This window comes from Streptacidiphilus sp. MAP12-20, from assembly GCF_041262525.1.
Taxonomy (GTDB): Bacteria; Actinomycetota; Actinomycetes; order Streptomycetales; family Streptomycetaceae; genus Streptacidiphilus.
In genome coordinates this window covers 233841-257054 of record NZ_JBGCCK010000007.1, presented here as the reverse complement: position 1 = coordinate 257054, position 23214 = coordinate 233841, and the positions used below count along the sequence as shown (strand labels likewise).

The window sequence follows — 23214 nt, the reverse complement described above, 5'->3', positions numbered from 1 at the left end:
AGCCGAAAGGGGCGGGGCGCAACGCCCCGCCCCGCCCCGCCGATCGGGTCTCAGCTGCCGAGGTCCTCAGCTGCCGAAGACCTGGAACTCCCAGAGCGAGTAGCCCCACTGCGTGGCGCGTGCCGTTCCGTACATGCGGATGTAGCGGCCGCTGCCGGAGACGGTCAGGGTCTGGTTGCCGCCGGTGCCGGCGGTGGTGGAGTAGATCGTGGTCCAGTTCGTGGCGTCGTTGGAGGTCTGGATCTGGAACGCCTTGCCGTAGGCCGTCTCCCAGTTCAGGGTCACCCCGCAGATCGACCGCGTCGAACCCAGGTCCACCTGCAGCCACTGCGGGTCGGCGAAGGCGCTGGACCAGCGCGTGCCGAGGTTGCCGTCCACGGCGCTGGACGCCGGGAACGCGGCGTTCTCCTGCGAGGAGGCGGTCGCGGTGTGGTTCAGCGCCAGGTTGGTCGAGCCGCAGCCCCCACCTCCCCCGCCGCCGCTCGGCTGCGACCACAGCTGGGAGGCGGCGCCGGTGCAGGTCTCGATGTCCAGCCGGGCACCGGTGTTGCCGCCCGGATCGGTCAGGCAGAGACCCGAGTTGGGGTTGACCAGCTCTCCGTTCGCCTGGTGGGTCCAGTTCTGCGCGGCGGTGCCGTTGCAGGCGTACCAGTCGACGTTGGTGCCGCTGGTGGTTCCGGCGCTCACCACGTCCAGGCAGCCGCCCTGCACCCGAAGCGTCCCGTCCGTGTACGGGGACCACAGCTGGCCGGCGTTCCCGCCGTTGCAGGCGCTGACCCCGATCGGGTTGCCCTCGGTGTTGAGCGCGTTCTGGTTGGCCAGGCAGAGGCCGCCGATGCCGGTGATCGCGCCGGTCGCGGTGGCGGTTCCGGTCGGGGTGGAGTTCCCGCCCTGCTCGTAGACGGCCACGTAGCCGACGCTCATCGACGCGCCGGACGAGGTCGCCGCCGTCGGGGTGGTGGTGCCGGAGACGCCGTTCGGGTAGTTGCCGCCCATGGCGAGGTCGAAGATGAGGAAGAAGCCGTGGTCGATCGCCTGCTGCCAGGCGCTCGTGCCGACGGACGCCTCGGTGACCGTGCTCTCCACCGTGCCGTCCATCAGGAACTGCAGCGTCTCCGCGCTGGTGTTGGTGCGGTCCACGATGACGGAGTAGGTGTGGTAGCCGGTCTGGCAGCCGGACCCCGCGCCGGGGCAGGCGATCAGCGGATGGCCGCTGCTGCCCGCGGAGTCGTGCAGCGTCTGCGACGCCTGGTTGAGGCCGTTGACGTCCTCCATCATGTCGATCTCACCGGACTGGGGCCAGCCGCCGCCCGCCCGCATCGGCGAGCCGAGGGCCCAGAAGGCGGGCCAGTAGCCGAGCCCGTTCGCCGGGTTGGGCTGTTGGATCGACGCGGTCATCTCGAGCTTCCCGCCCGCCGGGGCCTGGAAGTCGCCCCTGGTGCTCTCGATCCGCGCGGACGTCCAGGTACCGCCGTTGTTGATCGCCTTGAGGACCAGGTGCCCGTTTCCATCGAGGTAGACGTTGTTGGTGGAACTGGTGGTCTGCTCCGTCTCGCCGGTGCCGTACCCGGTGCCGATGTCGTAGAACCAGTTCGCCGAGGCGGGTGCGGAGCCGGCCGATCCGGCGAAGTTGTCGCTGAACACCGTCGTCCAACCGGCGGGCGGCGGGGGTGCGTTGTCGGCTCGCGCGACCGGCGCGACGGTGAACGATGCGGCCAGGGCGGCGGTGAGCGCGGCGGCCAGTGCGGTGGCCGCCGCGGCGACCCTCGGTCTCCCGAACATGAGGCTGTGTCCCTTCAGCGCGGAATGGGGAGTGCTGAGCGCGCAGTCAGACGCGGGGCGGGCGTGTGAGAGCGCTCTCTGACACGAGTATCGTGCGAGCTTGTCTACTTGCGGTCAATACACGTGCATGGATGACCATCAGTCAGAGAGCGTTTTCCTAGCGGCCGCAGACCGCGCGTGCCGCGGACCTGCCGAGGGCTCGGACGACAACAGCCGACGGCATCGAATGCCGTCGGCTGTGTGCTGGACTCACCTGAAACGGGGACGCCTCAGCGGCGGACGCGGGGCATGCCGAGGCCGATCCAGCTGATGATCTCGCGCTGGATCTCGTTGTTGCCGCCGCCGAAGGTGAAGATCACGGCGCTGCGGTAGCCGCGCTCCAGGTTGCTGCGCAGCACCTCGCCCGCCGAGCCCTCCTTGAGCGGGCCGGCCGCGCCGACGACCTCCAGCAGCCAGGAGTAGGCGTCGCGGCGCGCCTCGCTGCCGTAGACCTTGACGGCCGAGGCGTCCTGTGGGGTCAGCACGTTGCGCTGGACGGCGTCGACCATCTGCCAGTTGAGCAGCTTCACGGCGTCGAGACGGCTGTGGGTGCGGGAGAGGCGCTGCCGGACCCAGGGGAGGTCGATGACGCGCTTGCCGTGGGCGAGTTCCGTCTCCCTGGCCCACTGCTGGACCTCGGCGAGGGCGCGGTTGGCCATGGTCGCGTGGGCGGCGAGGGTGACCCGCTCGTGGTTGAGCTGGTTGGTGATGAGCCGCCAGCCGGCGTTCTCCTCGCCCACGCGCATGCCGACCGGGACACGGATGTCCTGGTAGTAGCTGGCCGTGGTGTCGTGCCCGGCGAGGGTGCGGATGATGGTGGTCGAGTAGCCGGGGTCGGTGGTGTCGACCATCAGCATGGTGATGCCCTTGTGCGGGGGCGCGTCCGGGTCGGTGCGGGTTGCCAGCCAGACCCAGTCGGCGGTGTCGCCGTTGGTGGTCCAGATCTTCTGGCCGTTGACGACGTAGGCGTCGCCGTCGAGGACGGCCCGGGTCTTGAGCGCGGCGAGGTCGGTGCCGGCGTCGGGCTCCGAGTAGCCGATGGCGATGTCGATCTCACCGGTCAGGATCTTCGGCAGGAAGAAGGCCTTCTGCTCGGCGGTGCCGAACTTCATGATCGAGGGGCCGACCGTGTTCAGCGCCATGATCGGCAGCGGCACCCCGGCCTGGGCGGCCTCGTCGAAGAAGATGAACTGCTCGAACGGGCTCATCCCGCGCCCGCCGTACTCCGTCGGCCAGCCGACCCCGAGCCAGCCGTCGGCGCCTAGTCGGCGGTTGGTCTCGCGGTAGAACTGCTTCTGCCGGCGCGGGTCGTTCAGGCGGCCGTGCGCTTCCGGCGGCATCAGCTCGGCGAAGTAGGCGCGCAGTTCGGCGCGGAGCCGCTGCTGCTCCGGCGTGTAGTCCAGGTGCACGACGCTCTCCCTCTGCAAGTCCGGTATCAAGTCCGGTGCCGTCGGAGCGCAGACTAGAACGTGTTCCATAAACTCGGAAGAGTCAGCGCAGCGGGACGCCGGTAGGGTGCACTCACTCGCACGAGGTACTGAGCAGTAGGGGAGCTACTAGCCGTGGACGCGGACGTCATCGTCGTCGGGGCCGGCCTGGCCGGGCTGACCGCCACCTGCGAACTGGTCGCCGCCGGGCGTCGGGTGCTGCTCGTCGACCAGGAGAACCAGGCCAACCTGGGCGGACAGGCCTTCTGGTCCTTCGGCGGGCTCTTCCTGGTCGACTCCCCCGAGCAGCGCCGGATGGGCGTCCGCGACTCCTTCGAGCTGGCCTGGCAGGACTGGGAGGGCACGGCGGGCTTCGACCGCGCGGACGAGGACGCCTGGGCGCGCCGCTGGGCGCGCGCGTACGTCGAGTTCGCTGCGGGCGAGAAGCGGGCCTGGCTGCGCGAACGGGGCGTGAAGCTGTTCCCTGTGGTCGGGTGGGCCGAGCGCGGCGGCTACGACGCGCTCGGGCACGGCAACTCCGTCCCGCGCTTCCACATCACCTGGGGCACCGGACCCGGCGTCGTCGAGCCCTTCGTGCGGCGGGTGACCGAGGCGGCGGCGAGCGGGCTGGTCACCTTCGCCTTCCGACACCAGGTGGACGAGCTGCTGACCGGCGCGAACGGGGTGGAGGGGGTGCGCGGCACCGTGCTGGCGCCCAGCACGGGGGCGCGCGGCGAGGCGTCGAGCAGGGAGGCGGTCGGCGAATTCGAGTACCGGGCGCAGGCGGTGATCGTCACCTCCGGCGGCATCGGCGCCAACCACGAACTGGTCCGCGCCAACTGGCCCGCCCGGCTCGGCACCCCGCCCGCGCACATGCTCACCGGCGTCCCCGCCTACGTCGACGGCCGGATGCTGGGCATCAGCGAGGCGGCCGGCGCGCGGCTGGTGAACCGCGACCGGATGTGGCACTACGTCGAGGGCATCACCAACTACGCCCCCATCTGGCCCAACCACGGCATCCGGATCCTGCCGGGTCCCTCGTCGTTGTGGCTGGACGCCACGGGGAAGCGGCTGCCGGTGCCGCTCTTCCCCGGCTTCGACACGCTCGGCACCCTGGAGTACCTGCGCACGACGGGCCACGACCACTCCTGGTTCGTGCTGACGCAGAAGATCATCGAGAAGGAGTTCGCACTGTCGGGGTCGGAGCAGAATCCGGACCTGACGAGCAAGGAGCTGCGGAAGGTCCTGGCGGCGAGACTGGGCGGCGGCGCGCCCGCGCCGGTGGAGGCGTTCAAGCGGCAGGGGTCGGACTTCGTCGTCGCAGACTCGCTGCCGGAGCTGGTGAGGGCGATGAACCTGTTGACGGACGAGCCGCTGCTCGCCTACGAGGACGTGGAACGCCAGGTCGTCGCCCGGGACCGGGAGATCGACAACGCCTTCACCAAGGATCTGCAGATCGCGGCCCTTCGCTCGGCGCGGGCGTACCGGGGCGACAAGCTGATCCGGGTCGCCAAGCCGCACCGGCTGCTCGATCCGAAGGCGGGTCCGCTGATCGCCGTCAAGCTGCATGTGCTGACGCGGAAGACGCTGGGCGGCCTGCAGACCGACCTGTCGAGCCGGGTGCTGGGCGCGGACGGTGCTGCGATCCCCGGCCTGTACGCGGCGGGCGAGGTGGCCGGCTTCGGCGGCGGCGGGATGCACGGCTACCGCGCCCTGGAGGGCACCTTCCTCGGCGGCTGCCTCTTCTCCGGCCGCGCGGCCGGTCGCGCGGCGGCGGAGGCGGTGTAGCGATGCAGATCGTGGTGATGGGCGCGGGCAGCATCGGCTGCCATCTGGGCGGGTATCTGGCGGCGGTTCATGACGTCGAGGTCGGCCTGATCGGGCGGGCGGCGGCGATGTCGGTCCTGGCGGAGCGCGGGCTGACCTTGACCAGCGGTCGGCGGCCGGAACTGCGGCTGCCGGGCGCGGCGCTGACCCTCGCCACCGACGCCTCGGCGGCGGCGGGCGCGGACGTGGTGCTGGTGACGGTGAAGTCCGACGGCACCCGGGAGGCGGCGCGGCAGCTGGCCCCGCATCTCGCGCCGGGGACGGTCGTCGTCAGCTTCCAGAACGGCCTGCACAACGCCGAGGCGCTGCGCGAGGAACTGCCGGAGCAGACGGTGCTGACCGGCATGGTCCCCTACAACGTGCTGCAGACCGAGCCGGGCACGTTCCATCAGGGCACCGGCGGCGCGCTGATGCTGGACGACGCCCCGGTGGGCGCGCCGCTCGTCGCGGCGCTGACGGCGGCGGGGCTGTCCGTACAGGCGCGCGGCGACATGCGCGAGGTGCAGTACGCGAAGCTGCTGATGAACCTCAACAACGCCGTCAATGCCCTCTCCGGCCTGCCGCTGCGGGCGCAGTTGAGCGACCGCTCCTACCGCGCCTGCCTGGCGCAGTGTCAGACCGAGGCGCTGGCGGCCTACCATGCGGCGGGCATCCGCCCGGCCCAACTGGGCGCGGTGCGGCCGACCCTGACGCCAGTGCTGCTGCGCCTGCCGGACGCCCTGTTCACGCGGGCGGCCGCGAAGATGCTGGCGATCGACGCGAAGGCCCGCTCGTCCATGTGGGAGGACCTGCAGCGTGGACGGCTGACGGAGGTCGACTCGCTGCAGGGCGAGATCGTCTCCCTCGCCACTCGGCACGGCCGCAGCGCGCCGGGGTGCGCGCGGCTGGTGGAGTTGGTGCACGAGGCGGAGGTGGCGGGAGCGGGCAAGGCGCGTACCTGGTCCGGGCCGGAGCTGTTGGCGGAGCTGCGTCAGGCGGTGTAGCTCAGGCCGTGTAGCGATGGCCGGTCGGGGCCGTCCAGGTCGCGGTGCCGGTGGCCGGGTCGTGGGCGAGGTGCCAGCCGGCGCGGTGCTTGGCGAGGTGGTGGCGACGGCAGAGGGTGAGCAGGTTCTCGGGGGTCGTGGGGCCGCCTGCGGCCGGGTTGTGGTGGTCGAACGGCCGGACGTGGTCCAAGTCGCAGCGGCGGGCGGCGCGGGTGCAGCCGGGGAAGCGGCAGTGGCGGTCGCGGGCGGTGACGTGGCGGTGGACCTCGGCGGTGGGGCGGTACGTCGTCGGATCGGTCCTGATCAGCCGCCCGGTGACCGGCTCGACGAGCAGCCGACGCCAGACGCTGCCCGGCGCGGTAGCAAGGGCGCGGGCCTGACCCGGGGTGATCGGGCCGTGTCCGTCGAGCTCAGCGGACTCGGAGCCCGCGCCGATGAGGGTGTCGTAGGGAACGGTTACCACGATCGTGGCGGAGGCCGAACCTGTCACGTTTTTCGTGACAAGTTCGACCAGCGCGTCCGCCCGCCGCTGCGGCAGCGTGCGGTCGTCGGCGTCCAGCGTGCGAGCGCGCGCGTCGACGGCGGCGTCGACCAGCGCCGCGTCCGTCGCGGAGAGCAGCGCGCCGTACCAGGCCATGCCGTCCGGGTAGGCCTGGAGGGAGGTGTGACGGTCCGCCAGGGCCCGCTCGTGACGCTGCTCGGCACCCTCGGGGTCGGCCTTCAGCACGGCGCGGCGGATCGCCTGCCGGGCCGCGCCCACCGTCTGCTCGGGCAGCTTGTCCAGCACCAGCGCCTCGACGGCACCCGCGGCCTCGTCGTCCAGCGGACGGGTCAGCTCGGCGAGCGCCTTCACGTGCATGATCTGGACCCGACCGGCGGCCAGCAGCCCGAGCGTGTCCTGGAACCGCTCGGCGATCTCCGCCGCCTCGCGCAGCCGCGCACCCGCCGTGTCGGGTGCGATCCGCAGCGCGCAGGCGACCTGCTCGCGCGTCTCCTGGAAGTCGGCGAGCGCGTCGGGGCGGCCCGGGATGCACTCCAGCGGTTGCTCCTCCAGGTTCGCCAGGAGCTGCAGCTCGAGCGCCTCCAGCCAGCAGCGGTGCCGGTGCACGGCGACGAGCGCGTCGATCCGCCCCGCCGCCGACAGCTCCGCTCCCGCCAGCCCGGCCAGCCCTGCCGCACTCCCCGCTCCGGGCACCGCCCGCGCGAGATCCGCCGCGAACGCGTCGTCAGACCGGATTTCCATGTGCACCCCCCTTGGTGTTCGTACACCTCCATTCTAGTTCTCGGGACTGACAATCCCGGCCGTCCGACCGTCCCTTCGCACCTGCGGCAGTAGCGCAACAACGCTTGTGGCGACCAGCAACCAGACCGCGCCCGCCCCCAGCACCCACCGTGCGCCGACGACCGCCGCCACCGGCCCGGCCGCGACCAGCCCGAGCGGACCGAGCCCGAACGCCCCCAGCGACCCGTAGGCGGCCAGGCGTGCGCGGAGCTCCACCGGGATCCGCTGCTGGTTCACCGACTCGAAGAGCGCGCCGCAGACCGCCGACCCCGCGCCCGAGACCAACGCCGCCGCGCAGACGGCGATCCAGGGCAGGCCGAGGGCGAGCGCGCCCGGGGCGGCGGCGAAGCAGGCGGTCGCCCACACCGCCGTCCGCAGCGGGCGCGGGGGACGGCGAGAGCGGATCGTGAGGCCGGCGAGGAGCGCCCCCACGCCGTAGCCGCCCATCACCGCGCCCCAGGCGCCCGCCCCGCCGGGGCGCTGCGCCGCCAACAGCGGACCGAGGACCAGATACGGCCCCCAGACCAGCAGGTTGAACAGGCTCATGTGCAAAGTCGTCGTCCACAGCCAGCTCCGGGCACGGAACTCGCCCCATCCGGCGCGCAGGTCGGCGGCGAAGGAGACTGTCGAACCTGCGGCGATCGATCCGCTCGGCACCGAGCGGAGGCTCCACAACACCGCGAAGCTCAGCGCGAACGTCCCTGCGTCGACCGCCAGTACCGCGGCGGGGCCGGCCGAGGCGACCACCACGCCCGCGAGCGCAGGCCCGACCACGGCCGCGCCGCTGCGCATCATGCCCAGCGTGGCGTTGGCCCGCAGCAGTTGCCCCGCCGGAACCAGCGCGGGAACGAGCGCCGACTGCGCGGGACCGAATCCCGCCTCGCCGACGCCGGAGAGTGCGGCGAGGGCCAACATCGCCGGCATCGTGGCGGATCCCGTGAGCAACAGCACCGCGAACGCCCCCTGAGCCGTGCACCGGAGCAGATCCGCGCCGAGCATCACCCTGCGGCTGCCCAGCCTGTCGGCAGCCGTCCCGCCGAGCAGCAGCATCACCACCAGGGGCAGAATCCGGGCACCCATGACCAGTCCGAGCGCACCCCCGCCGCCGCCCGTGGCGAGCACAGCGAAAGCCAGCGCGAGCGAGGCCATCGCCGAACCTGTGAGCGACATCGCCTGCGCCCACGCGTACCGTCGGAATTCACCGCCGAGCCTGTTCTCCACGCGTCCGGACACGGCAGATCTGCGGCCTCGACGGCCGCTCGTACCAAGAGCCATGACGTCGAGAATGCAGCTGCCGGTTCGCGGATTCAAGACCTCCCGAGGATTGTGCAGCAAATTTCTCGGATATCATCCGAAGAAACAGAGACAGCCGCAGTAAATTCTTCATTTACTGCGGCATGAGAAATGGAGTCAGTCCGTCGATGCCCGTGCAGCCCGACGAATTCGCCGTCGCCGTCGAGCGCTACCTCGCCGCCACGCAGCTGAGCGAGGGCTCACGACGCGTGTACCGGATCTCGCTCACCTCCTGGGCCTGGACACTCGTCGGTCTGCCGACGCCCGCCGGCCAGGCCCGCAGAGGCGCGACGCCGCCCGTCGTCCCGCTGTCGGCACTCGACGAGCCGGGCGTCGCCGCCCGCCTGCGCGCAGCCCTCGTCTCCCGCAGCCCGCGTACCCGCAATCGGGAGCTTTCGGCGCTGCGCAGCGCCGTGCGCTGGTGGCGGGCGCAGGGCTGGCTGGCGAGCGACCCGCTGCGCGACCTCGACCTCTCCCCGGTTCCCGACCCGACAGCACCGCTGACCACCCGTCAGCTCCATGCCGTTCTCGGCCTGCGCGCCACGCTGCGCGACCAGACGCTCTGGCACCTCCTCCACGACAGCGGCGGCACGGTCGCCGAAGTCCTCGCGCTCGACATCGCCGACCTGGACCGGCCCCACCGCCGCACCCACGACCGCGGCGACCGCCTCGGACTCCCCCGGCTGACCTGGGGAGAACCGACAGCCCGCCTGCTCACCCTGCTCCTGCTCAGCCGCACCGCCGGACCCGTCTTCCTGAGGGACCGTCGCGCCCCGGCGTCCACCCCCGCCGAGGACCGCTGCCCGTTGACCGGCCGGGCCCGGCTCTCCTACCGCCGTGCCGCCGAGCTCTTCACGGAGGCCACCCGCCCCCTCGACCCCACCGGCCGGGGCTGGACGCTGCACTGCCTCCGGACTCCCCCGCAAGCCGGGGAACCAATGCGCCCGCCCGGACGTCTGCTCGTCTGAACAGGCGAGGTACTCGACACCGGGGAGGGTCCGTCATGCAGCCGATCACCGCTGCCCTGGGCCCCGCCGGCCTGCTCTGGCAACTGCTGGCCCACGTGCTGACAGGTCCCGGCGTCCTCCCCGCGGCGGCCGCCGCAACCGCCTTGGTGTTGCTGGCCGGAGTCGTCGGCGCCGCGATGGTCGTCGCCGGGGCCCTCGCCCTCCGGCTGCCACTCTCCGCACGCGACCGCGCCCTGCGGATGCGGGCCCGGCACACCGCCTTCCTCCCCCAACGCGACCCCGATGCCAGGGGCCGAAGCCGTCCGCGAGCGCCGTCCGCGCGCCCGGCGGCCGCGTCGCTGTCACCGGGCTGACCCGACGTCAGCCCTTTCGCGCTGCCGCCTCCGAAGTGATCCGTCATCACCCCGACGCCTTCCGGAGGCTTCCTCACCATGTCCGTTTTCGCCGTACTCGACCCCGTCGTGTCCGTGGCTCACGCCGCGCTCGCCGGGATGTCCCAGGTGCTCCCCACCGCTGCCGCGATCGTGCTGCTCACTGTCGGCGTGCGGCTGCTGCTCCACCCGCTCGCCCGCGCCGCCGTGCGCGGGGAGAAGACCCGCACCCGACTGGCCCCGCAGCTGGCCGCGCTGCAGCGACGTCACCGCAAGGACCCGGCGGCGCTGCAGAAGGCGACCACCGAGCTGTACCGCAGCGAGGGCTCCTCGCCCCTGGCCGGCTGCCTTCCGCTCCTCCTCCAACTCCCCTTCTTCTCGGTGATGTACCGCCTCTTCACCAACGACGGCGATCTCGGCGGGCACGGCCTCTTCGGCGTCCCGCTCGGCGAGCACGTCGGCGCCGCACACGGCGGGCAACTGCTGGTCTTCCTCGCCCTCTACGCGCTGCTCGCCGGCCTCGGCTACGTCGCCTTCCGCCGTACCCGCAGCGCGGCCCCGCTGGACGCCGCAGGCAACCCCGCCGCCAAGATCGCGCCGTACCTGTCCTTCGGCACCGTGCTGTTCGCGACCCTCGTGCCCCTCGCCGCCGGGCTGTACCTGGCGACGACCACCGCCTGGACCCTCGCCGAACGGGCCCTGCTCCTTCGGTCCTGACGCCGGGCGTCCCCGCGTGTCCGCGTGTCCGCGTGTCCCCGTACGGCCCGACGGGCGCTGATGCCTAGGCTGTGCGCGGAGGTTCCAAGTGGACGTGAAAGCCGACGTGGTCCCGTTGCGGACGCCCGGACGCGCGCCGGCCCGCACGCCGCTGCGGGTGCTGCCGCTGCCCGACCACGACCGGGTCGGCATCGTCCTGGTCTGCCGCAGCCGCACGCTCGCGCAGGCGACGCTCGACTTCTGCGTCCGCCTGCTGCCGACCGGTGACCCCGCGCCGGTGGCCGCGGTCGGCCCGGCCGCTGAAGGTGTGGTCGCCGCCGCGCGCCAGGTCGACCAAGGCGTCGGCGTCGCCGTGCTCTGCGATCTCCCCGACACGGCGCACTCCGTGCTCGCGCTCCTCGACCGGGCGGAGGAGCTGACGCTCCCCTTCCCGATCCGCTTCTGCGACGCGCCCCTCGTCGAGGGCGCGGTCCCGGCCGTGGCGACCGCCGCGGCCGGCGGCGACCTCGCCGCCGTGGTCGAGGCGGCGGAGGACGCCTACCGCCTCCGCAAACGCCCCGACAACCCTCACCCCTCCCACGTCTGACCGGACGTCAGCGCGCTGAGCAGCTTCGCCTCCCGGTCCGGGTCGAGGCCGAGGGCCGGGCGGTCGGGGCGTTGGGGGGCGGTGCCGCCGATGGACTGGAGCCAGGACCAGGTGTCCGCCACCGTGTCGGCGACCGGGCGCAGGCGTAGTCCCGCCGCCAGGGCCTTGCTGACGTCCGTGCCGTGCATGGTGTCGTGGTCCTCGCCCGGGGGGATCCAGACCGGGAGGTCTGTCCAGGGTTCGATGCCCGCGTCGAGGATGGGCTGCGGGTCGGTCCAGCGCAGTTCGGCCGCGGAGCCGGTGACCCGGACGCAGGTCTCCAGCAGTTCGCCCATCGTCGTGAAGCCGGGCGGGCTGATCAGGTTGTAGGCGCCGCCGAGGCCCGTCGTGACCGCGTCGAGCAGCCAGGCGGCCAGGTCCCGCGCGTCGATGTACTGAAGCGTCAGGTCCCGGGGGCCTGGGGCCAGTACGGGGCCGCCGCGCGCGATGCGGCCGAGCCACCACGGCAGTCGGCCCACGTTCTCCCACGGGCCGAGGATCAGCCCGGCACGGCCGAGCAGCGCACGGTCGCCGAACGCGGCCAGCGCTGCGAGTTCGCCGCCGCGCTTGGCCTCCGCGTAGGGGGCCTCGGTCGCGTCCGGGGAGCCGTCGACGACCGCGAACGACTCGTCGCTGCCGGCCGGGGCCGGGTAGTGGTAGACGGACCCACTCGAGACGTACGCGTAGCGGCCGACCCGGTCGGCCAGCAGCCGGGCCGTGTCCCGCACGGCGACCGGCGCGGCGGACCAGGTGTCGACGACCGCGTCCCAGGTCTCCGCGCGGGTCTCCGCGCCCTCCAGCGCCGCGAGGCCGCCGGGGGCGAGCCGGTCGCCGCGCAGGACCGTCGCGCCGGGCGGAGCGGGGTGGTTGCCTCGGTGGAAGACGGTCACGTCCCAGCCGCGCGCCAGTGCGTCCTCGGCCACGGCCCGGCCGACGAACTCGGTACCGCCGAGTATCAGGAGCTTCATACCCCCGAGCCTGCCGCAGGACCACACGGTCGGGTCAGGACGAGGTCAGGACTCGCCGGGGTTGCTCGCTGAGAGCGCAAACCAGGCCCGCTCCTCGTCGGCCAGCGCGTGCTGCAGTCGCTCCAGCTCGACCGGCCGCAGGCCGGCCGGAAGGCGGTCCAACGCGAACCAGCCGACCTCCAGCGACTCGTCGTCGTTCACCCGGGCCTCGCCGCCCACCAGGCGGCAGCGGAAGGTGAGCGCCAGGTACTGGGCATGGTCGCCGTTGGCGTGGACGACCGGCGGGTCGACGGACACGCTGACCAGCCGCTCGGGGACGACGTGGACGCCCGCTTCCTCCCACGCCTCGCGGACGGCGGTGTCCGCGGGCTGCTCGCCGGGCTCGACGATGCCCCCGAGCAGGGCCCAACGGCCGCCGTCGGCACGGCGGGTGAGCAGCACCCGGCCGTCGTCGTCGAGGATCACGGCGTTGATCCCGCTCATCCAGAGTGGACGGGTGCCGATGTGGGCGCGCAACTCGCGAATGAAATCAGGTACGGGCATGCGGCCAACCCTATGCGCGCACCGGTGACATCCGGCCAACCCCGGGTCTACGGTGGACCGGCCGGTGCGGGGACGGGCGAGCGGGGGTGCGCCGATGTCGGACATCGCGGTGCCCGCGCGCGACGGCGCGCTCTGTGACGTGGTCGGCGTGCTGCTGCTGGCGGCGTGCGCGGCCTGGACGGTCTACAGCGCCTCGGGGCGTCAGGCCCAGCCGGAGGGGATGCTGCTCGGACTGCTCGCGGTCACGGCCGGATACGCGCTCGGGCGGATCGCGGGAGCCGTGCTGACGGTGGCCGGGCTGCTGACGCCCGCCGCCGCTGTCGCGGTGCTCGCGCCGACGCTCGGCCCCGCGCTCCTGGACGACGACGCGCTGGCCGCGCTGCTGTCGCTGGCGGTCGGGGCGGCGTGCTGCGCCGGCTACGCGGCGCGGAGCCGGACGGCGACGCCGTGGCTCTCCCGAGCCTGCGTGCTGCTGGCCCTGGTCCTGGCAGCCGAGTCGCTGCTGACCGACTCCACCGTGGGCACGCTGGCCTGCGGGGGAACCCTCGTGGTGGCCGGATCCGTGCACGCGACCGAGCGGCGCGGGTGGCCCTCGGCGCTGCTGGGGCTCTGTGCGCTGCTGGCCGTCGGGACGACGGTGCTGCTGGCGCGCGGCGGCGCGGCCGGCGCGCCGGTGCCCGCGGACCATCTCGGGCTGTGGCGGGCAGCGCTGGCCGACCTCGACCAGCAGCCGCTGCGCGGCGTCGGTCCGGGCGACTTCGCGGGCGGCAGCGCGTCCTCGGCGGCGCTGCAGGCGGCGGCCGAGCAGGGCTGGCCGGGGGCGGCACTGCTGGGCTGCGCCTTCGCCTGGACGCTCTGGGCACTGGCCCGCTCGCCCCGCCCGACGCCCGCCGCGTTGAGCGCGGCGGGCGCGCTGACCGCGCTGGCCGTGCAGGCGTCGGTCAGCCCGGTGCTGAGCGTGCCCGCGGTGATCGTCGGCGCCGGGCTGCTGCTGGGCCTGGCGACGGCTTGTCCTTAGACCGGCCAGTCCTAGGGCAGCCCGAGGAAGTCGGCCATTTCTTCCACCGTGTGGGCGAAGAACTCGTCCGCCGGGTCGACCGAGCCGACGAGGTGGCCGAACAGCTCGAAGCTGATCATGCCGAAGAGCTGGGTCCAGGCCACCAGACCCCGGGTCAGCAGACCTGCGCTGACCTCGGGTGCGACCGCGGAGACGAGCGCGGCGGCCTGCTCGGCGAGGGCGCCCCGCAGTGGGCGGACCGGGGCGGTGAGCTGGACCTGGCCCGCGCCCGAGCGCAGCACGGAGATCAGCGCGAGGGCGACCCTGGCTGCGGGGGCGACCGTCTCCGCGGGGGCGGCGTAGCCGGGCACGGGTGTGCCGTAGAGGAGGGCGTACTCGTGCGGGTGCTGCCTGGCCCAGGCGCGGACGCTGTCGCACAGGGCGTGCCAGCGGGCGCGGGCGTCGTCGGGCGGGCCGGCCGCGACGGCCTGCTCGGCCCGCTCGCCGAGGGCGTTGTACGCGTCGATGATCAGCGCCGTGAGCAGCTCGTCCCGGCTGGGGAAGTACCGGTACAGCGCGGAGGAGGCCATGCCCAGCTCCCGCGCGACGGCGCGCAGGGAGAGGCGCTGGGCGCCCTCCTCGGCGAGCTGCCGGCGGGCCTCCTTCTTGATCTCGAGAGTCAGCTCGTCGCGGGCTCGCTCCCGGGCGGTTCGGATAACGGTTGCCATGGCCACGAGTCTGACACATCCGAGAGCAATGCACCCAGAGCAGTTCACTGAACCGAAACGAGAGCACTGCTCTTGACAGAGCGCAGCGCACGCGCCATAGTCGTGCCAGGCAAGCAAGCGAGAGCACTGCTCTCGAAGTGGAACCCCAATCTCGCACAGCTGAAGGAGCACACCATGAGCGCCGACGCCGCCAATGCCGCCAGCCCCGCCCCCCGCCTCATCAAGCCGCAGGGCCGCCTGATGGTCACCCTCGACAAGCTGACCCGCAAGACCATGATCTGGCTGACCTACCGCGGCATCAGCATCCGCGACTCCCGGGTGCTCGCCGTCCGTGGCCGCAAGAGCGGCGAGTGGCGCACCACCCCGGTCAACCTGCTCACCCTCGACGGCGAGCGCTACCTCGTCGCACCCCGCGGCCACACCCAGTGGGTCCGCAACATGCGCTCCGTCGGCGGCGGCGAGCTCCGGCTCGGCCGGAAGGCCGAGGCCTTCACCGCCGTCGAGCTCGCCGACGCCGACAAGCCGCTGATCCTGCGCGAGTACCTGCGGCGCTGGGCCTGGGAGGTCGGCTACTTCTTCGGCGACATCAACGCCGACTCGCCCGCGGAGGAGCTGGAGCGCGTCGCCCCCGGCTTCCCGGTCTTCAGGATCACCGCCGCCTGATTCGCAACACCCGAAGACCCGGCACCCGAACTACAGGTTCTCCCGCACCCAGCGGGCCAGCTCCACCGCGCAGCCGTCGACCGACTCCCGCCAGCTCTGCGCCGCACCCTCGCCCGCGTCGTCGCTGACATGCTTCACCAGCCGCACCGGCAACCCGGTCTGACGCACCGCCTGGGCCACGGCGTAGCCCTCCATGTCCACCAGGTCCGCCTGCTCGGCGAGGCGCGCCCGAGCCGACTCCTCCGCGACGAAGAGGTCACCGGTGGCGAGCACCGGCCCGCGACCGGTCAGGCCGATCGGCGCACCGTAGGTGACCCCGGTCAGCGACGCCAGGACATCGGAGGCCAGGTCGTGCTGGATCACCGCGCTCACCTCGTGGGTGGCCCCCGCCAGGCCGGACTTGAGCGCCCCCGCCGTACCGAGGTTCACCACCCCGGTCGGCCGCGGGCCCCGCGCCAGGACCGTCGCGACCGCTGTCGCCGCATTCACCTTGCCCATGCCGGTGAGCAGCACCGGAAGGTCGGTGGTCAGATGGGCCGCCTCCTCGGCGACGGCGACGACGAGCAGCGGGCGGGCGGGGTCGATCTCTCCGATGAGGCGCATGCAGCCATGCTAACCAGCGCGGAAATGCCCACGTCCCCCGCCTGCGAGCGGCTAGGTTGGCAGGTATGAGCACCCCAGAGACCTGGACAGCTGTCGACGACTACCTGACCACCACGCTGGGCCTGCGGGACCCGGCACTTGAGAACGCGCTCAAGGCCAGCGACGCCGCGGGACTCCCGAAGATCGAGGTGTCCCCGCCCGCCGGCCAACTGCTGAACCTGCTCGCCGAGATCCAGGGCGCACGCCGGATCCTCGAGATCGGCACCCTCGGCGGCTACTCCACCATCTGCCTCGCCCGCGGCCTGGCCGAGGGCGGACGGGTGGTCACCCTGGAGTACGACCCCCGCCACGCGGAGGTCGCCGCCGCCAACATCGCCGCCGCCGGCCTCGCCGACCAGGTCGAGATCCGCGTCGGCAAGGCCCTGGACACGCTGCCGCAGCTGGAGTTGGAGGGGCGCGAGCCCTTCGACCTCGCCTTCATCGACGCCGACAAGGAGAGCAACCCGCAGTACATCCAGTGGGCGCTGCGCCTGGCTCGCCCCGGCGCGCTGATCGTGGTCGACAACGTGGTCCGCAACGGCGGCGTGCTCGATCCCGAGGGCAACGCCGCCATCCAGGGCACCCGTGCGGCGCTGGAACTGATCGCGAGCGAGCCGCGCCTGTCCGGCACGGCGATCCAGACCGTCGGCGCCAAGGGCTACGACGGCTTCGCGATCGCCCGCGTGCTCGCCTGACGCTCTCGCCCGACGATCAGACCGCGAACGCCCCGTCCGGCGGTGGCGGCGAGGGGACGGCGGTCCGGTCCGTGACCGGGCGCGCACCGGAGGCGAAACCGGTCAGCCGCTCCCCCGCCACCACACGGGCGGGGAACGGGTCGCCGGCCGTCCGCCGGGTCAGCGCCTCGACCGGAAGCGGTCGCGTCGAGGCGAGGAGCACCAGGTTCCCGTAGCGGCGACCGCGCAGCACGGACGCCTCGGCGACCAGCGCCAGCTCGGGGAAGACCGAGCCGACGGTGGCCAGCTGCCCGCGCACGAAGTCGAGCGGCGCGCCGTCGGCGAGGTTCGCGGCGTAGAGGCCGCCAGGCCGCAGCGCGCGGCCGACGGCGCGGACGAACTCGATCGAGGTCAGCGCGGCGGGAATGGTGTGCCCGCCGAAGACGTCCGCGACGATCAGATCCGCCCCCGCCGCCGGAGCGCGGTCCAGCACCAGGCGCGCGTCCGCCGCCTCCACCTCGAGCCCGACGCCCGCATCCCACGGCAGCCGCTCGCGCACCAGCGCGATCAGCCCGGCGTCGAGCTCGGCCACCCGCTGCCGCGAGCCGGGACGCGTCGCGGCGACGTAGCGGGGCAGGGTCAGCGCCCCGCCGCCCAGATGCAGGGCGTCGACCGGCCTGCCCGGCTCCGCGCACAGGTCCACCGCGTGCGCGAGCCGCTGCGTGTACTCGAACTCCAGGTGGAGCGGGTCGTCGAGGTCCACGTAGGACTGCGGCGTGCCGTCCATGGTGAGCAGCCAGCCGCGCCGCCGGTCCAGATCAGGGAGCAGCCTGGCCGTGCCCAGGTCGACCACCCTGGTGATCGGCAGGCCCTCCGCGGGTCCGTTCGGCTCGGCGTCCACGCGCTCGGTCCACTCCTGGCTCATGCGCACATTCTGTGCCGTCCCGACACCTGACGGAAAACTGTCCGCAAAAAACTCGGACCGCGTACAACCTTCACCAGCAGGTGGGCGTCTTCCTTGTGTCCGACGCCGTTGACCGAAGGGAAGCCCGTGCGACAGCCGACCCTCGCCTCCACGGTGCCGTTGCTGCGTGCCCGCACCGCCCGCAGGCTCGCCGTGCTGACCTTCCGCGACGTGCCGGACCGCGGCGTCTTCGCCGCGCAGCTCGACCGGCTGCTGCGCTCGGCGACCCCGGTCTCGGTGGCCCAGGTCGAGCAGGCGATGTCGGGCGGCGCGCCGCTCCCCCCGCACAGCGTGCTGATCACCTTCGAGCACGGCCACCGCGACGTCGTCTCCCACGCTCTGCCGCTGCTCGCGGCGCGCCGGGTCCCCGCGCTGGCCTTCGTCGTGGCGGGGCTGGTCGACACGGATCTGCCGTACTGGTGGGACGAGGCCGAGTACCTGGTCGGCGAGGGCGGCTGGGCACGCTGCCTGTCCGGCCGCGCGGGCGGCGCGGTCGCTGGGGCGCTGGCCGCCCTGCCCGACCCCGACCGCCGCCGCAGCCTCGCCGAGCTCCGCGTCACCGCCCGCCACCGCGCGCCCTCCGCCCCGCAGCTGACCACCGCCGACCTGGCCTCCCTGCTGGACGCGGGTATCGCGATCGGCAGCCACGGGCTGGACCACGCCCGCCTGGACCGCTGCGACGACTACGCGCTGCACGAGGAGATCTCCGGGGCGCACGACCGCCTCACGGCGCTGACCAGCGGGCAGGTCAGCTCCTTCGCCTACCCCGACGACATCCACGACCTGCGCGCGGTCTCGCTGCTGCGCGAGCTCGGCTACCGCAGCGCCTTCCTGAACGACGGCCTCCTGGTCGACCCCCGCGGCGGCCTGCCCGACCTGCTCTGCGTCAGCCGCCTCCGCGTCGACGCCCGCACCGCCCGCACCCGCCTGGACGCCGCGCTCTCCGCGTGGTCCCCCTCCGCCACGCGCGCCAACCGCCGCTGGCGCGGAGCCGAGGTCGTGTAACCCGCGCAACTCGTCCAGGGGAGGGACCGTGGTCCGGCGAGTCGCACGTCTGATCTGCTGCGCAGCGCTTCTCTTCGCTCTGAGTGCCAGTGCCTCGACGGCTTCGCCGTGGCGGCCGACCCGACTGCCGGCCACCCTGGTCGGCAACTGGGAGCCGGTCGACGCATTACGCCCCGCCCTCGTCCTCGACGGCGCCGGTCACTTCAGGGAGGGCGACGGATGCCACGGCACCGTGGCGCTCACCGGAGGCAGTCTGCGGCTGATGCCGAGCCCTGGCGGCCCGCCCTGGTGCGCGGCGGAGGCCCACCGCTGGACTCTCCGGCGGAACCGGCTCGTTCTCGACGGCGACACCTTCACCGACCCGGCCCACGAAGCCCTCACGCGCGCCCAGTGCCTGCGCGGCTACTGGACCCTGGTGCGATGGACCGAGTTGGTCGACGCCGTCAACTGGACCCATGACTTCTACTCCCCACAGGATTCGCTGACGCTCTCCGCGCAGCCGTCCCTGCACGCAGACCATGCCGCCCTCGCCTTCTACGGCGACGGCACGGGCAGCGCCACCTGGGACGTCAGCTTCGCCACGCACCACCGGGGCCACGATCTCCAGCTCCACCGCACCGGCCATGTCACCTTCACGTACCTGACGGCTGCCGAGCCCGCCTGGGACGCGCCATCGGACTCGCCCTGGACCCCCGGCCCTGACACCGTCTTCTACTCCCAGGCCCAGGGCAGCACAAACGACGAATGGCGCATGGACGGCCGACTCGGGTATCCGCTTGAATTCAACCTCGCCCCGATCCCGAGCGGCTTCAGCTGCACCGGCGCGCAACTCACCCTGACGGGCGACCGCCGACTCCTCGTCCTCACGCGCACCTCGACTCCCCCCGAGTACGGGATCCCGCTCTAGCCGGAAAGGCCCCGGCCCTCCGGGTAGGCCAGCGCGGCGGCCGACAGCGGCTCCTCGCGGCCGCTGCGCAGCACGGTGAGGGTGCCCTCGCCCTGCTCCCGCAGCGGGCGCGCGCGGCGCAGTGCCTGCTCGGCCACCGCTCGGGCGGAGCCGAAGAAGATCAGGTCCGGGCAGCTGTCGGCGAGCGCCGCGCGGATCTCGGCGGTGAGCAGCTCGTAGTGCGTGCAGCCGAGGACCAGCGCGCGCGTCCCGGCCGGGGTGAGCGCGGCGGCCGCGGCGACGCCGGCGGCGACCGCCTCCGCGTTCGCGTACTCGACGGCGTCGGCCAGGCCCGGGCAGGGGATCTCGGTCACGTCCGCGCCGGAGGCGAAGTCACGGATCAGGCCGCGCTGGTAGGCGCTGCCGGTGGTCGCCGGGGTGGCCCAGATCGCGACGCCGCCGCCCGACGCCGCCGCAGGCTTGATCGCCGGGACGGTTCCGATCACCGGGATGTCCGGCTCCAGCTCCGCGCGGATCGCCTCCAGCGCGTGCACGGAGGCGGTGTTGCAGGCGACGATCAGCGCGTCCGGCTTCTGCTCCGCCGCCGCGCGGGCGACCGCGAGCGCGTGGACGGTGATGTCCTCGGGTGTGCGCGGGCCCCACGGCATGCCGTCGGGGTCCTGCGAGAGCACGAGGTCGACGTCGGGGCGCAGCGCCCGCAGCGCGGCGGCCGCGGGGAGCATGCCGATACCGGAGTCCATCAGTGCGATCTTCACGGGCTTCGCAGCACCTCCATACGCCACTCCCGGACACGTCCGGGGGCAAGTCTATGGTCCGCATGGTCCACACACCGGGCCGGGGCCGCCCTCACGCAGCGCCGATGTGGAAGGTCTTCCGCAGCGTCTCGTGAACCGTCCACACGGTGCGGTCGCCGGCCGCGAACACCGCCATGTCGCCGGGGCCGATCTCCAGGGCGGTCCCCTCGTGCTCGACCGTGACCCGGCCCGACAGAACGGTGAACATCTCGTCGGCGGGGAACACCCAGGAGAACGCCCCCGGCGTCACCTCCCAGACTCCCCGCACCGCGCCCTCGGGCGAGTCCCAGAGCACCGCGGTGGACTGCACGGGAGCGCCGGCGAGCACCTGTCCTTCCTCCCAGGAGTCGGGGGTCAGCACAGCGTCGGGAACGTGGGCGACGAACGGCACGGGTGAGCTCCCTCGGTCGATGATCGAACGGGACGACGCTACGAACGCCCCGGCGCGCTCCGACACCCTCACGCCGTCAGAGACACGCCGTCACCCGTGACAGGTTGCTCGGCCGACCGGCGGCCGGGTGCGGCATACTCGCGCGGGTGACCGTGCTGAGCTTGATCGCTTGCCTGTCCCTGCTGGCCTGGCTGTGGCTGACCTTCGGCCAGGGCGGCTTCTGGCGCACCGACCTGCGGCTGCCGCCACGCGGAGCGGCCGCCGACGGGCCGCGCCCGTCCGTCGCGATCGTCGTGCCCGCCCGCGACGAGGCGGAGGTGCTGCCGGAGAGCCTGCCCTCCCTGCTCGCGCAGCGCTACGCGGGCGAGGCCAGAGTGATCCTGGTCGACGACGGCAGCACCGACGGAACCGGCGAGCTGGCCCGACGCCTCGGCGCGCAGTCCGGCGCGGCACTGCCGCTGACGGTGACCTCGCCCGGGGAGCCGCCCGCCGGATGGACCGGCAAGCTGTGGGCGCTGCGCCACGGCGTCGAGCTCGCCGGGGACGTCGAGTACCTGCTGCTCACCGACGCGGACATCGCGCACGCACCCGATTCGCTGACCGAGCTCGTCGCCGCCGCAGAAGCGGAAGGGGGCTACGACCTCGTCTCGCAGATGGCCAGGCTCAGCGTCCGGACCCGCTGGGAGCAGCTGATCGTTCCGGCCTTCGTCTACTTCTTCGCCCAGCTCTACCCCTTCCGGTGGAGCAACAAGCCGGGAGCCCGGACCGCCGCCGCAGCCGGCGGCTGCACGCTCGTGCGCAGGGAGGCGCTGGCGCGCGTGGGCGGGGTGGCGGCGATCAGGGGCGCGGTGATCGACGATGTGAACCTGGCTCGGCTCGTCAAGGGCGGCGGCGGCCGGACCTGGCTGGGCCTCGCGGACCGGGTCGACAGCGTCCGCCCCTATCCCGAGCTGGCGCAGCTGTGGCGGATGGTCTCCCGCAGCGCCTACGCACAGCTGAGGCACAACGTCTTCCTGCTGCTCGGCACCGTGCTCGGGCTGGCCCTGGTCTACCTGGTGCCCCCGGTACTGCTGCTGACCGGCCTGATCCTCGCGGAGCCGCGCGTGGCCGCGCCCGCCTTCGCCGCCTGGGCGCTGATGGCCGCCACCTACCGTCCGATGCTCGCCTACTACGGCCGCCCGGCCCGCGAGGCGCTGCTGCTCCCCTTCACGGCCGGGCTCTACCTGCTGATGACCGTCGACTCGGCGGTCCAGCACTGGCGCGGCCGCGGCGCCGCTTGGAAGGGCCGCACGTACCCTGCCCCGGACCAGCAGCAGAACGAACTGCCCGTCCCCTGACCCGCGAGGGCCAGGAAACGGGCAGTGGGCAAACACCGTCAGGGCCTCAGAGCGCCACGCCCATCAGCGCGTCGACCGTCCGGGAGACCAGGCCCGGCGCGCCGGTGTCCTGGCCGCCCTCGGTCTCCTGCCGCGCCGCCCACGCGTCGACCGCGGCCAGCGCGGTCGGCGTGTCGAGGTCCTCGGCGAGCGCCGCCCGCACCTGGGCGAGCAGCTGCGTCGCGTCCGGGCCGTCGGGGCGGGAGACGGCGGCGCGCCAGCGGGCGAGGCGCTCCTGCGCCGACGTCAGGTCGGCGTCGGTCCACTCCCAGTTGCTGCGGTAGTGGTGCGCCAGCAGCGAGAGCCGGATCGCCGCCGGGTCGACGCCCTCGCGCCGCAGCGCGGAGACGAAGACCAGGTTGCCGCGCGACTTCGACATCTTCTCGCCGTCGAGCGCGACCATGCCGGCGTGGACGTAATGGCGGGCGTAGGGGTGGGCGTCGGTGACGACGTTGGCGTGCGAGGCGCCCATCTCGTGGTGCGGGAAGACCAGGTCGCTGCCGCCGCCCTGCATGTCGAAACTCATCCCGAGGTGCTGCAGCGCGATCGCCACGCACTCGATGTGCCAGCCGGGACGGCCGTGGCCGAGCTCGGTGTCCCAGGCGGGCTCGCCGGGGCGGGCGGAGAGCCAGAGCAGTGGGTCGAGGCGGTTCTTCTTGCCCGGACGGTCCGGGTCGCCGCCGCGCTCGCCGAAGTAGCGCAGCATCTGCTCGGCGTCGTAGCCGGAGACCTCGCCGAAGTGCTTGTCGGAGGCGACGGAGAAGTAGATGTCGCCGTCCAGGTCGTAGGCGGCGCCCTTGGCCAGCAGGTCCTGGATCAGCGGGACGATCAGCGGGATCGACTCGACGGCGCCGATGTAGTGGGCGGGCGGCAGCATCCGAAGCGCCGTCATGTCCTCGCGGAACAGCGCGGTCTCGCGCTCCGCCAGCTTCACCCAGTCCTGTCCGGTGGCGACGGCCCGCTCGAGCAACGGGTCGTCGACGTCGGTGACGTTCTGCACGTAGACGACCTGGTGGCCCGCGTCCAACCAGATGCGCTGCACCAGGTCGAAGGCGTTATAGGTGGCGGCGTGGCCGAGGTGGGTGGCGTCGTAGGGGGTGATCCCGCAGACGTAGAGCCGGGCGGTCGGCCCGGGCTGAGTCGTCTGCAGACCGCCGCTCGCGGTGTCGTGAATGCGCAGGGGGTGCCCCGTGCCGGGAAGCAGGGGAACCTCGGAGGCGGGCCAGGCATGCATAGCCTGACTCTAAC

General features: G+C 73.1%; 24 protein-coding genes. 12 read left to right on the top strand and 12 right to left on the bottom strand.

From position 1 onward, the window contains the following. Window positions 1-66: 66 nt before the first annotated feature. Both ABIA32_RS12125 and ABIA32_RS12120 read right to left on the bottom strand, forming a co-directional pair. Window positions 67-1782 carry a discoidin domain-containing protein gene (locus ABIA32_RS12125; protein ID WP_370094046.1) on the bottom strand — a complete coding sequence of 572 codons (1716 nt, stop codon included), beginning with the start codon at window positions 1780-1782 and terminating at the stop codon, window positions 67-69. A gap of 269 nt (window positions 1783-2051) precedes the next feature. After that, a complete protein-coding gene (locus ABIA32_RS12120; protein WP_370094045.1) occupies window positions 2052-3230 on the bottom strand; it encodes an acyl-CoA dehydrogenase family protein in 1179 nt (392 codons plus the stop codon). Window positions 3231-3383: 153 nt separating this feature from the next. Between ABIA32_RS12120 and ABIA32_RS12115 the strand changes: the two genes are divergently transcribed. Continuing rightward, the gene (locus tag ABIA32_RS12115) at window positions 3384-5036 is read left to right on the top strand and encodes an FAD-binding dehydrogenase (RefSeq protein WP_370094044.1); all 1653 of its coding nucleotides are present in this window, start codon (window positions 3384-3386) and stop codon (window positions 5034-5036) included. A 2-nt stretch (window positions 5037-5038) separates the two neighbouring features. Beyond that, window positions 5039-6058 (top strand): 2-dehydropantoate 2-reductase, encoded by a 1020-nt coding sequence (locus tag ABIA32_RS12110; protein WP_370094043.1) that lies wholly within the window; start codon window positions 5039-5041, stop codon window positions 6056-6058. Between the two features lies 1 nt (window position 6059). Here the strand turns inward: ABIA32_RS12110 and ABIA32_RS12105 are convergent, their stop codons facing one another. Both ABIA32_RS12105 and ABIA32_RS12100 read right to left on the bottom strand, forming a co-directional pair. Beyond that, window positions 6060-7301 carry a DUF222 domain-containing protein gene (locus tag ABIA32_RS12105; protein ID WP_370094042.1) on the bottom strand — a complete coding sequence of 414 codons (1242 nt, stop codon included), beginning with the start codon at window positions 7299-7301 and terminating at the stop codon, window positions 6060-6062. A 33-nt stretch (window positions 7302-7334) separates the two neighbouring features. Continuing rightward, on the bottom strand, window positions 7335-8615 hold the full coding sequence (locus ABIA32_RS12100) for an MFS transporter (RefSeq protein WP_370094041.1): 1281 nt from the start codon (window positions 8613-8615) through the stop codon (window positions 7335-7337). 146 nt (window positions 8616-8761) lie between these two features. Between ABIA32_RS12100 and ABIA32_RS12095 the strand changes: the two genes are divergently transcribed. The 4 genes from ABIA32_RS12095 (at window position 8762) to ABIA32_RS12080 (ending at window position 11275) form a co-directional block, all read left to right on the top strand. Then, complete coding sequence (locus ABIA32_RS12095) at window positions 8762-9601, top strand: hypothetical protein (protein WP_370094040.1); 840 nt, start codon at window positions 8762-8764, stop codon at window positions 9599-9601. A gap of 35 nt (window positions 9602-9636) precedes the next feature. Next, entirely contained in the window at window positions 9637-9954 is a 318-nt protein-coding gene (locus tag ABIA32_RS12090) for a DUF6412 domain-containing protein (protein ID WP_370094039.1), read from the top strand. A 78-nt stretch (window positions 9955-10032) separates the two neighbouring features. Then, window positions 10033-10689 carry a membrane protein insertase YidC gene (gene yidC, locus ABIA32_RS12085; RefSeq protein ID WP_370094038.1) on the top strand — a complete coding sequence of 219 codons (657 nt, stop codon included), beginning with the start codon at window positions 10033-10035 and terminating at the stop codon, window positions 10687-10689. Window positions 10690-10777: 88 nt separating this feature from the next. Further along, window positions 10778-11275 (top strand): PTS fructose transporter subunit IIA, encoded by a 498-nt coding sequence (locus ABIA32_RS12080; protein WP_370094037.1) that lies wholly within the window; start codon window positions 10778-10780, stop codon window positions 11273-11275. Here ABIA32_RS12080 and ABIA32_RS12075 read toward each other — a convergent pair. Together ABIA32_RS12075 and ABIA32_RS12070 are read right to left on the bottom strand one after the other, a co-directional pair. Continuing rightward, on the bottom strand, window positions 11257-12282 hold the full coding sequence (locus ABIA32_RS12075; protein WP_370094036.1) for an NAD-dependent epimerase/dehydratase family protein: 1026 nt from the start codon (window positions 12280-12282) through the stop codon (window positions 11257-11259). The two genes, ABIA32_RS12080 and ABIA32_RS12075, sit on opposite strands and share 19 nt — an antisense overlap. 45 nt (window positions 12283-12327) lie before the next feature. Next, window positions 12328-12825 (bottom strand): NUDIX domain-containing protein, encoded by a 498-nt coding sequence (locus ABIA32_RS12070; RefSeq protein ID WP_370094035.1) that lies wholly within the window; start codon window positions 12823-12825, stop codon window positions 12328-12330. 94 nt (window positions 12826-12919) lie between these two features. Between ABIA32_RS12070 and ABIA32_RS12065 the strand changes: the two genes are divergently transcribed. Then, on the top strand, window positions 12920-13843 hold the full coding sequence (locus ABIA32_RS12065; RefSeq protein ID WP_370094034.1) for an O-antigen ligase family protein: 924 nt from the start codon (window positions 12920-12922) through the stop codon (window positions 13841-13843). An 11-nt stretch (window positions 13844-13854) separates the two neighbouring features. Here the strand turns inward: ABIA32_RS12065 and ABIA32_RS12060 are convergent, their stop codons facing one another. Next, a complete protein-coding gene (locus ABIA32_RS12060; RefSeq protein ID WP_370094033.1) occupies window positions 13855-14550 on the bottom strand; it encodes a TetR/AcrR family transcriptional regulator in 696 nt (231 codons plus the stop codon). Window positions 14551-14790: 240 nt separating this feature from the next. Between ABIA32_RS12060 and ABIA32_RS12055 the strand changes: the two genes are divergently transcribed. Beyond that, window positions 14791-15213, top strand: a complete 423-nt coding sequence (locus tag ABIA32_RS12055; RefSeq protein ID WP_370094127.1) for a nitroreductase family deazaflavin-dependent oxidoreductase — start codon at window positions 14791-14793, stop codon at window positions 15211-15213. A 30-nt stretch (window positions 15214-15243) separates the two neighbouring features. Here ABIA32_RS12055 and ABIA32_RS12050 read toward each other — a convergent pair whose 3' ends face one another. Then, the gene (locus ABIA32_RS12050; protein WP_370094032.1) at window positions 15244-15816 is read right to left on the bottom strand and encodes a nucleosidase; all 573 of its coding nucleotides are present in this window, start codon (window positions 15814-15816) and stop codon (window positions 15244-15246) included. Window positions 15817-15881: 65 nt separating this feature from the next. On the opposite strand from ABIA32_RS12050, the gene ABIA32_RS12045 reads away from it, so the two are divergent. Continuing rightward, window positions 15882-16550 carry an O-methyltransferase gene (locus tag ABIA32_RS12045; RefSeq protein WP_370094031.1) on the top strand — a complete coding sequence of 223 codons (669 nt, stop codon included), beginning with the start codon at window positions 15882-15884 and terminating at the stop codon, window positions 16548-16550. 16 nt (window positions 16551-16566) lie between these two features. Here ABIA32_RS12045 and ABIA32_RS12040 read toward each other — a convergent pair whose 3' ends face one another. After that, window positions 16567-17454 carry a spermidine synthase gene (locus ABIA32_RS12040; RefSeq protein ID WP_370094030.1) on the bottom strand — a complete coding sequence of 296 codons (888 nt, stop codon included), beginning with the start codon at window positions 17452-17454 and terminating at the stop codon, window positions 16567-16569. A 126-nt stretch (window positions 17455-17580) separates the two neighbouring features. Between ABIA32_RS12040 and ABIA32_RS12035 the strand changes: the two genes are divergently transcribed. Further along, entirely contained in the window at window positions 17581-18498 is a 918-nt protein-coding gene (locus ABIA32_RS12035) for a polysaccharide deacetylase family protein (RefSeq protein WP_370094029.1), read from the top strand. A 28-nt stretch (window positions 18499-18526) separates the two neighbouring features. Next, entirely contained in the window at window positions 18527-19405 is an 879-nt protein-coding gene (locus ABIA32_RS12030; protein WP_370094028.1) for a hypothetical protein, read from the top strand. Here ABIA32_RS12030 and ABIA32_RS12025 read toward each other — a convergent pair. Further along, on the bottom strand, window positions 19402-20160 hold the full coding sequence (locus tag ABIA32_RS12025) for a glutamate racemase (protein ID WP_370094027.1): 759 nt from the start codon (window positions 20158-20160) through the stop codon (window positions 19402-19404). The genes ABIA32_RS12030 and ABIA32_RS12025 overlap by 4 nt on opposite strands. Before the next feature lie 91 nt (window positions 20161-20251). After that, a complete protein-coding gene (locus tag ABIA32_RS12020) occupies window positions 20252-20590 on the bottom strand; it encodes a cupin domain-containing protein (RefSeq protein ID WP_370094026.1) in 339 nt (112 codons plus the stop codon). Between the two features lie 146 nt (window positions 20591-20736). Between ABIA32_RS12020 and ABIA32_RS12015 the strand changes: the two genes are divergently transcribed. Beyond that, window positions 20737-21927, top strand: a complete 1191-nt coding sequence (locus ABIA32_RS12015; RefSeq protein ID WP_370094025.1) for a glycosyltransferase — start codon at window positions 20737-20739, stop codon at window positions 21925-21927. 46 nt (window positions 21928-21973) lie between these two features. On the opposite strand, the gene mshC is transcribed toward ABIA32_RS12015, so the two are convergent. After that, window positions 21974-23200, bottom strand: coding sequence for a cysteine--1-D-myo-inosityl 2-amino-2-deoxy-alpha-D-glucopyranoside ligase (mshC, locus tag ABIA32_RS12010; protein WP_370094024.1), 1227 nt, complete (start codon window positions 23198-23200; stop codon window positions 21974-21976). Window positions 23201-23214: the final 14 nt, after the last annotated feature.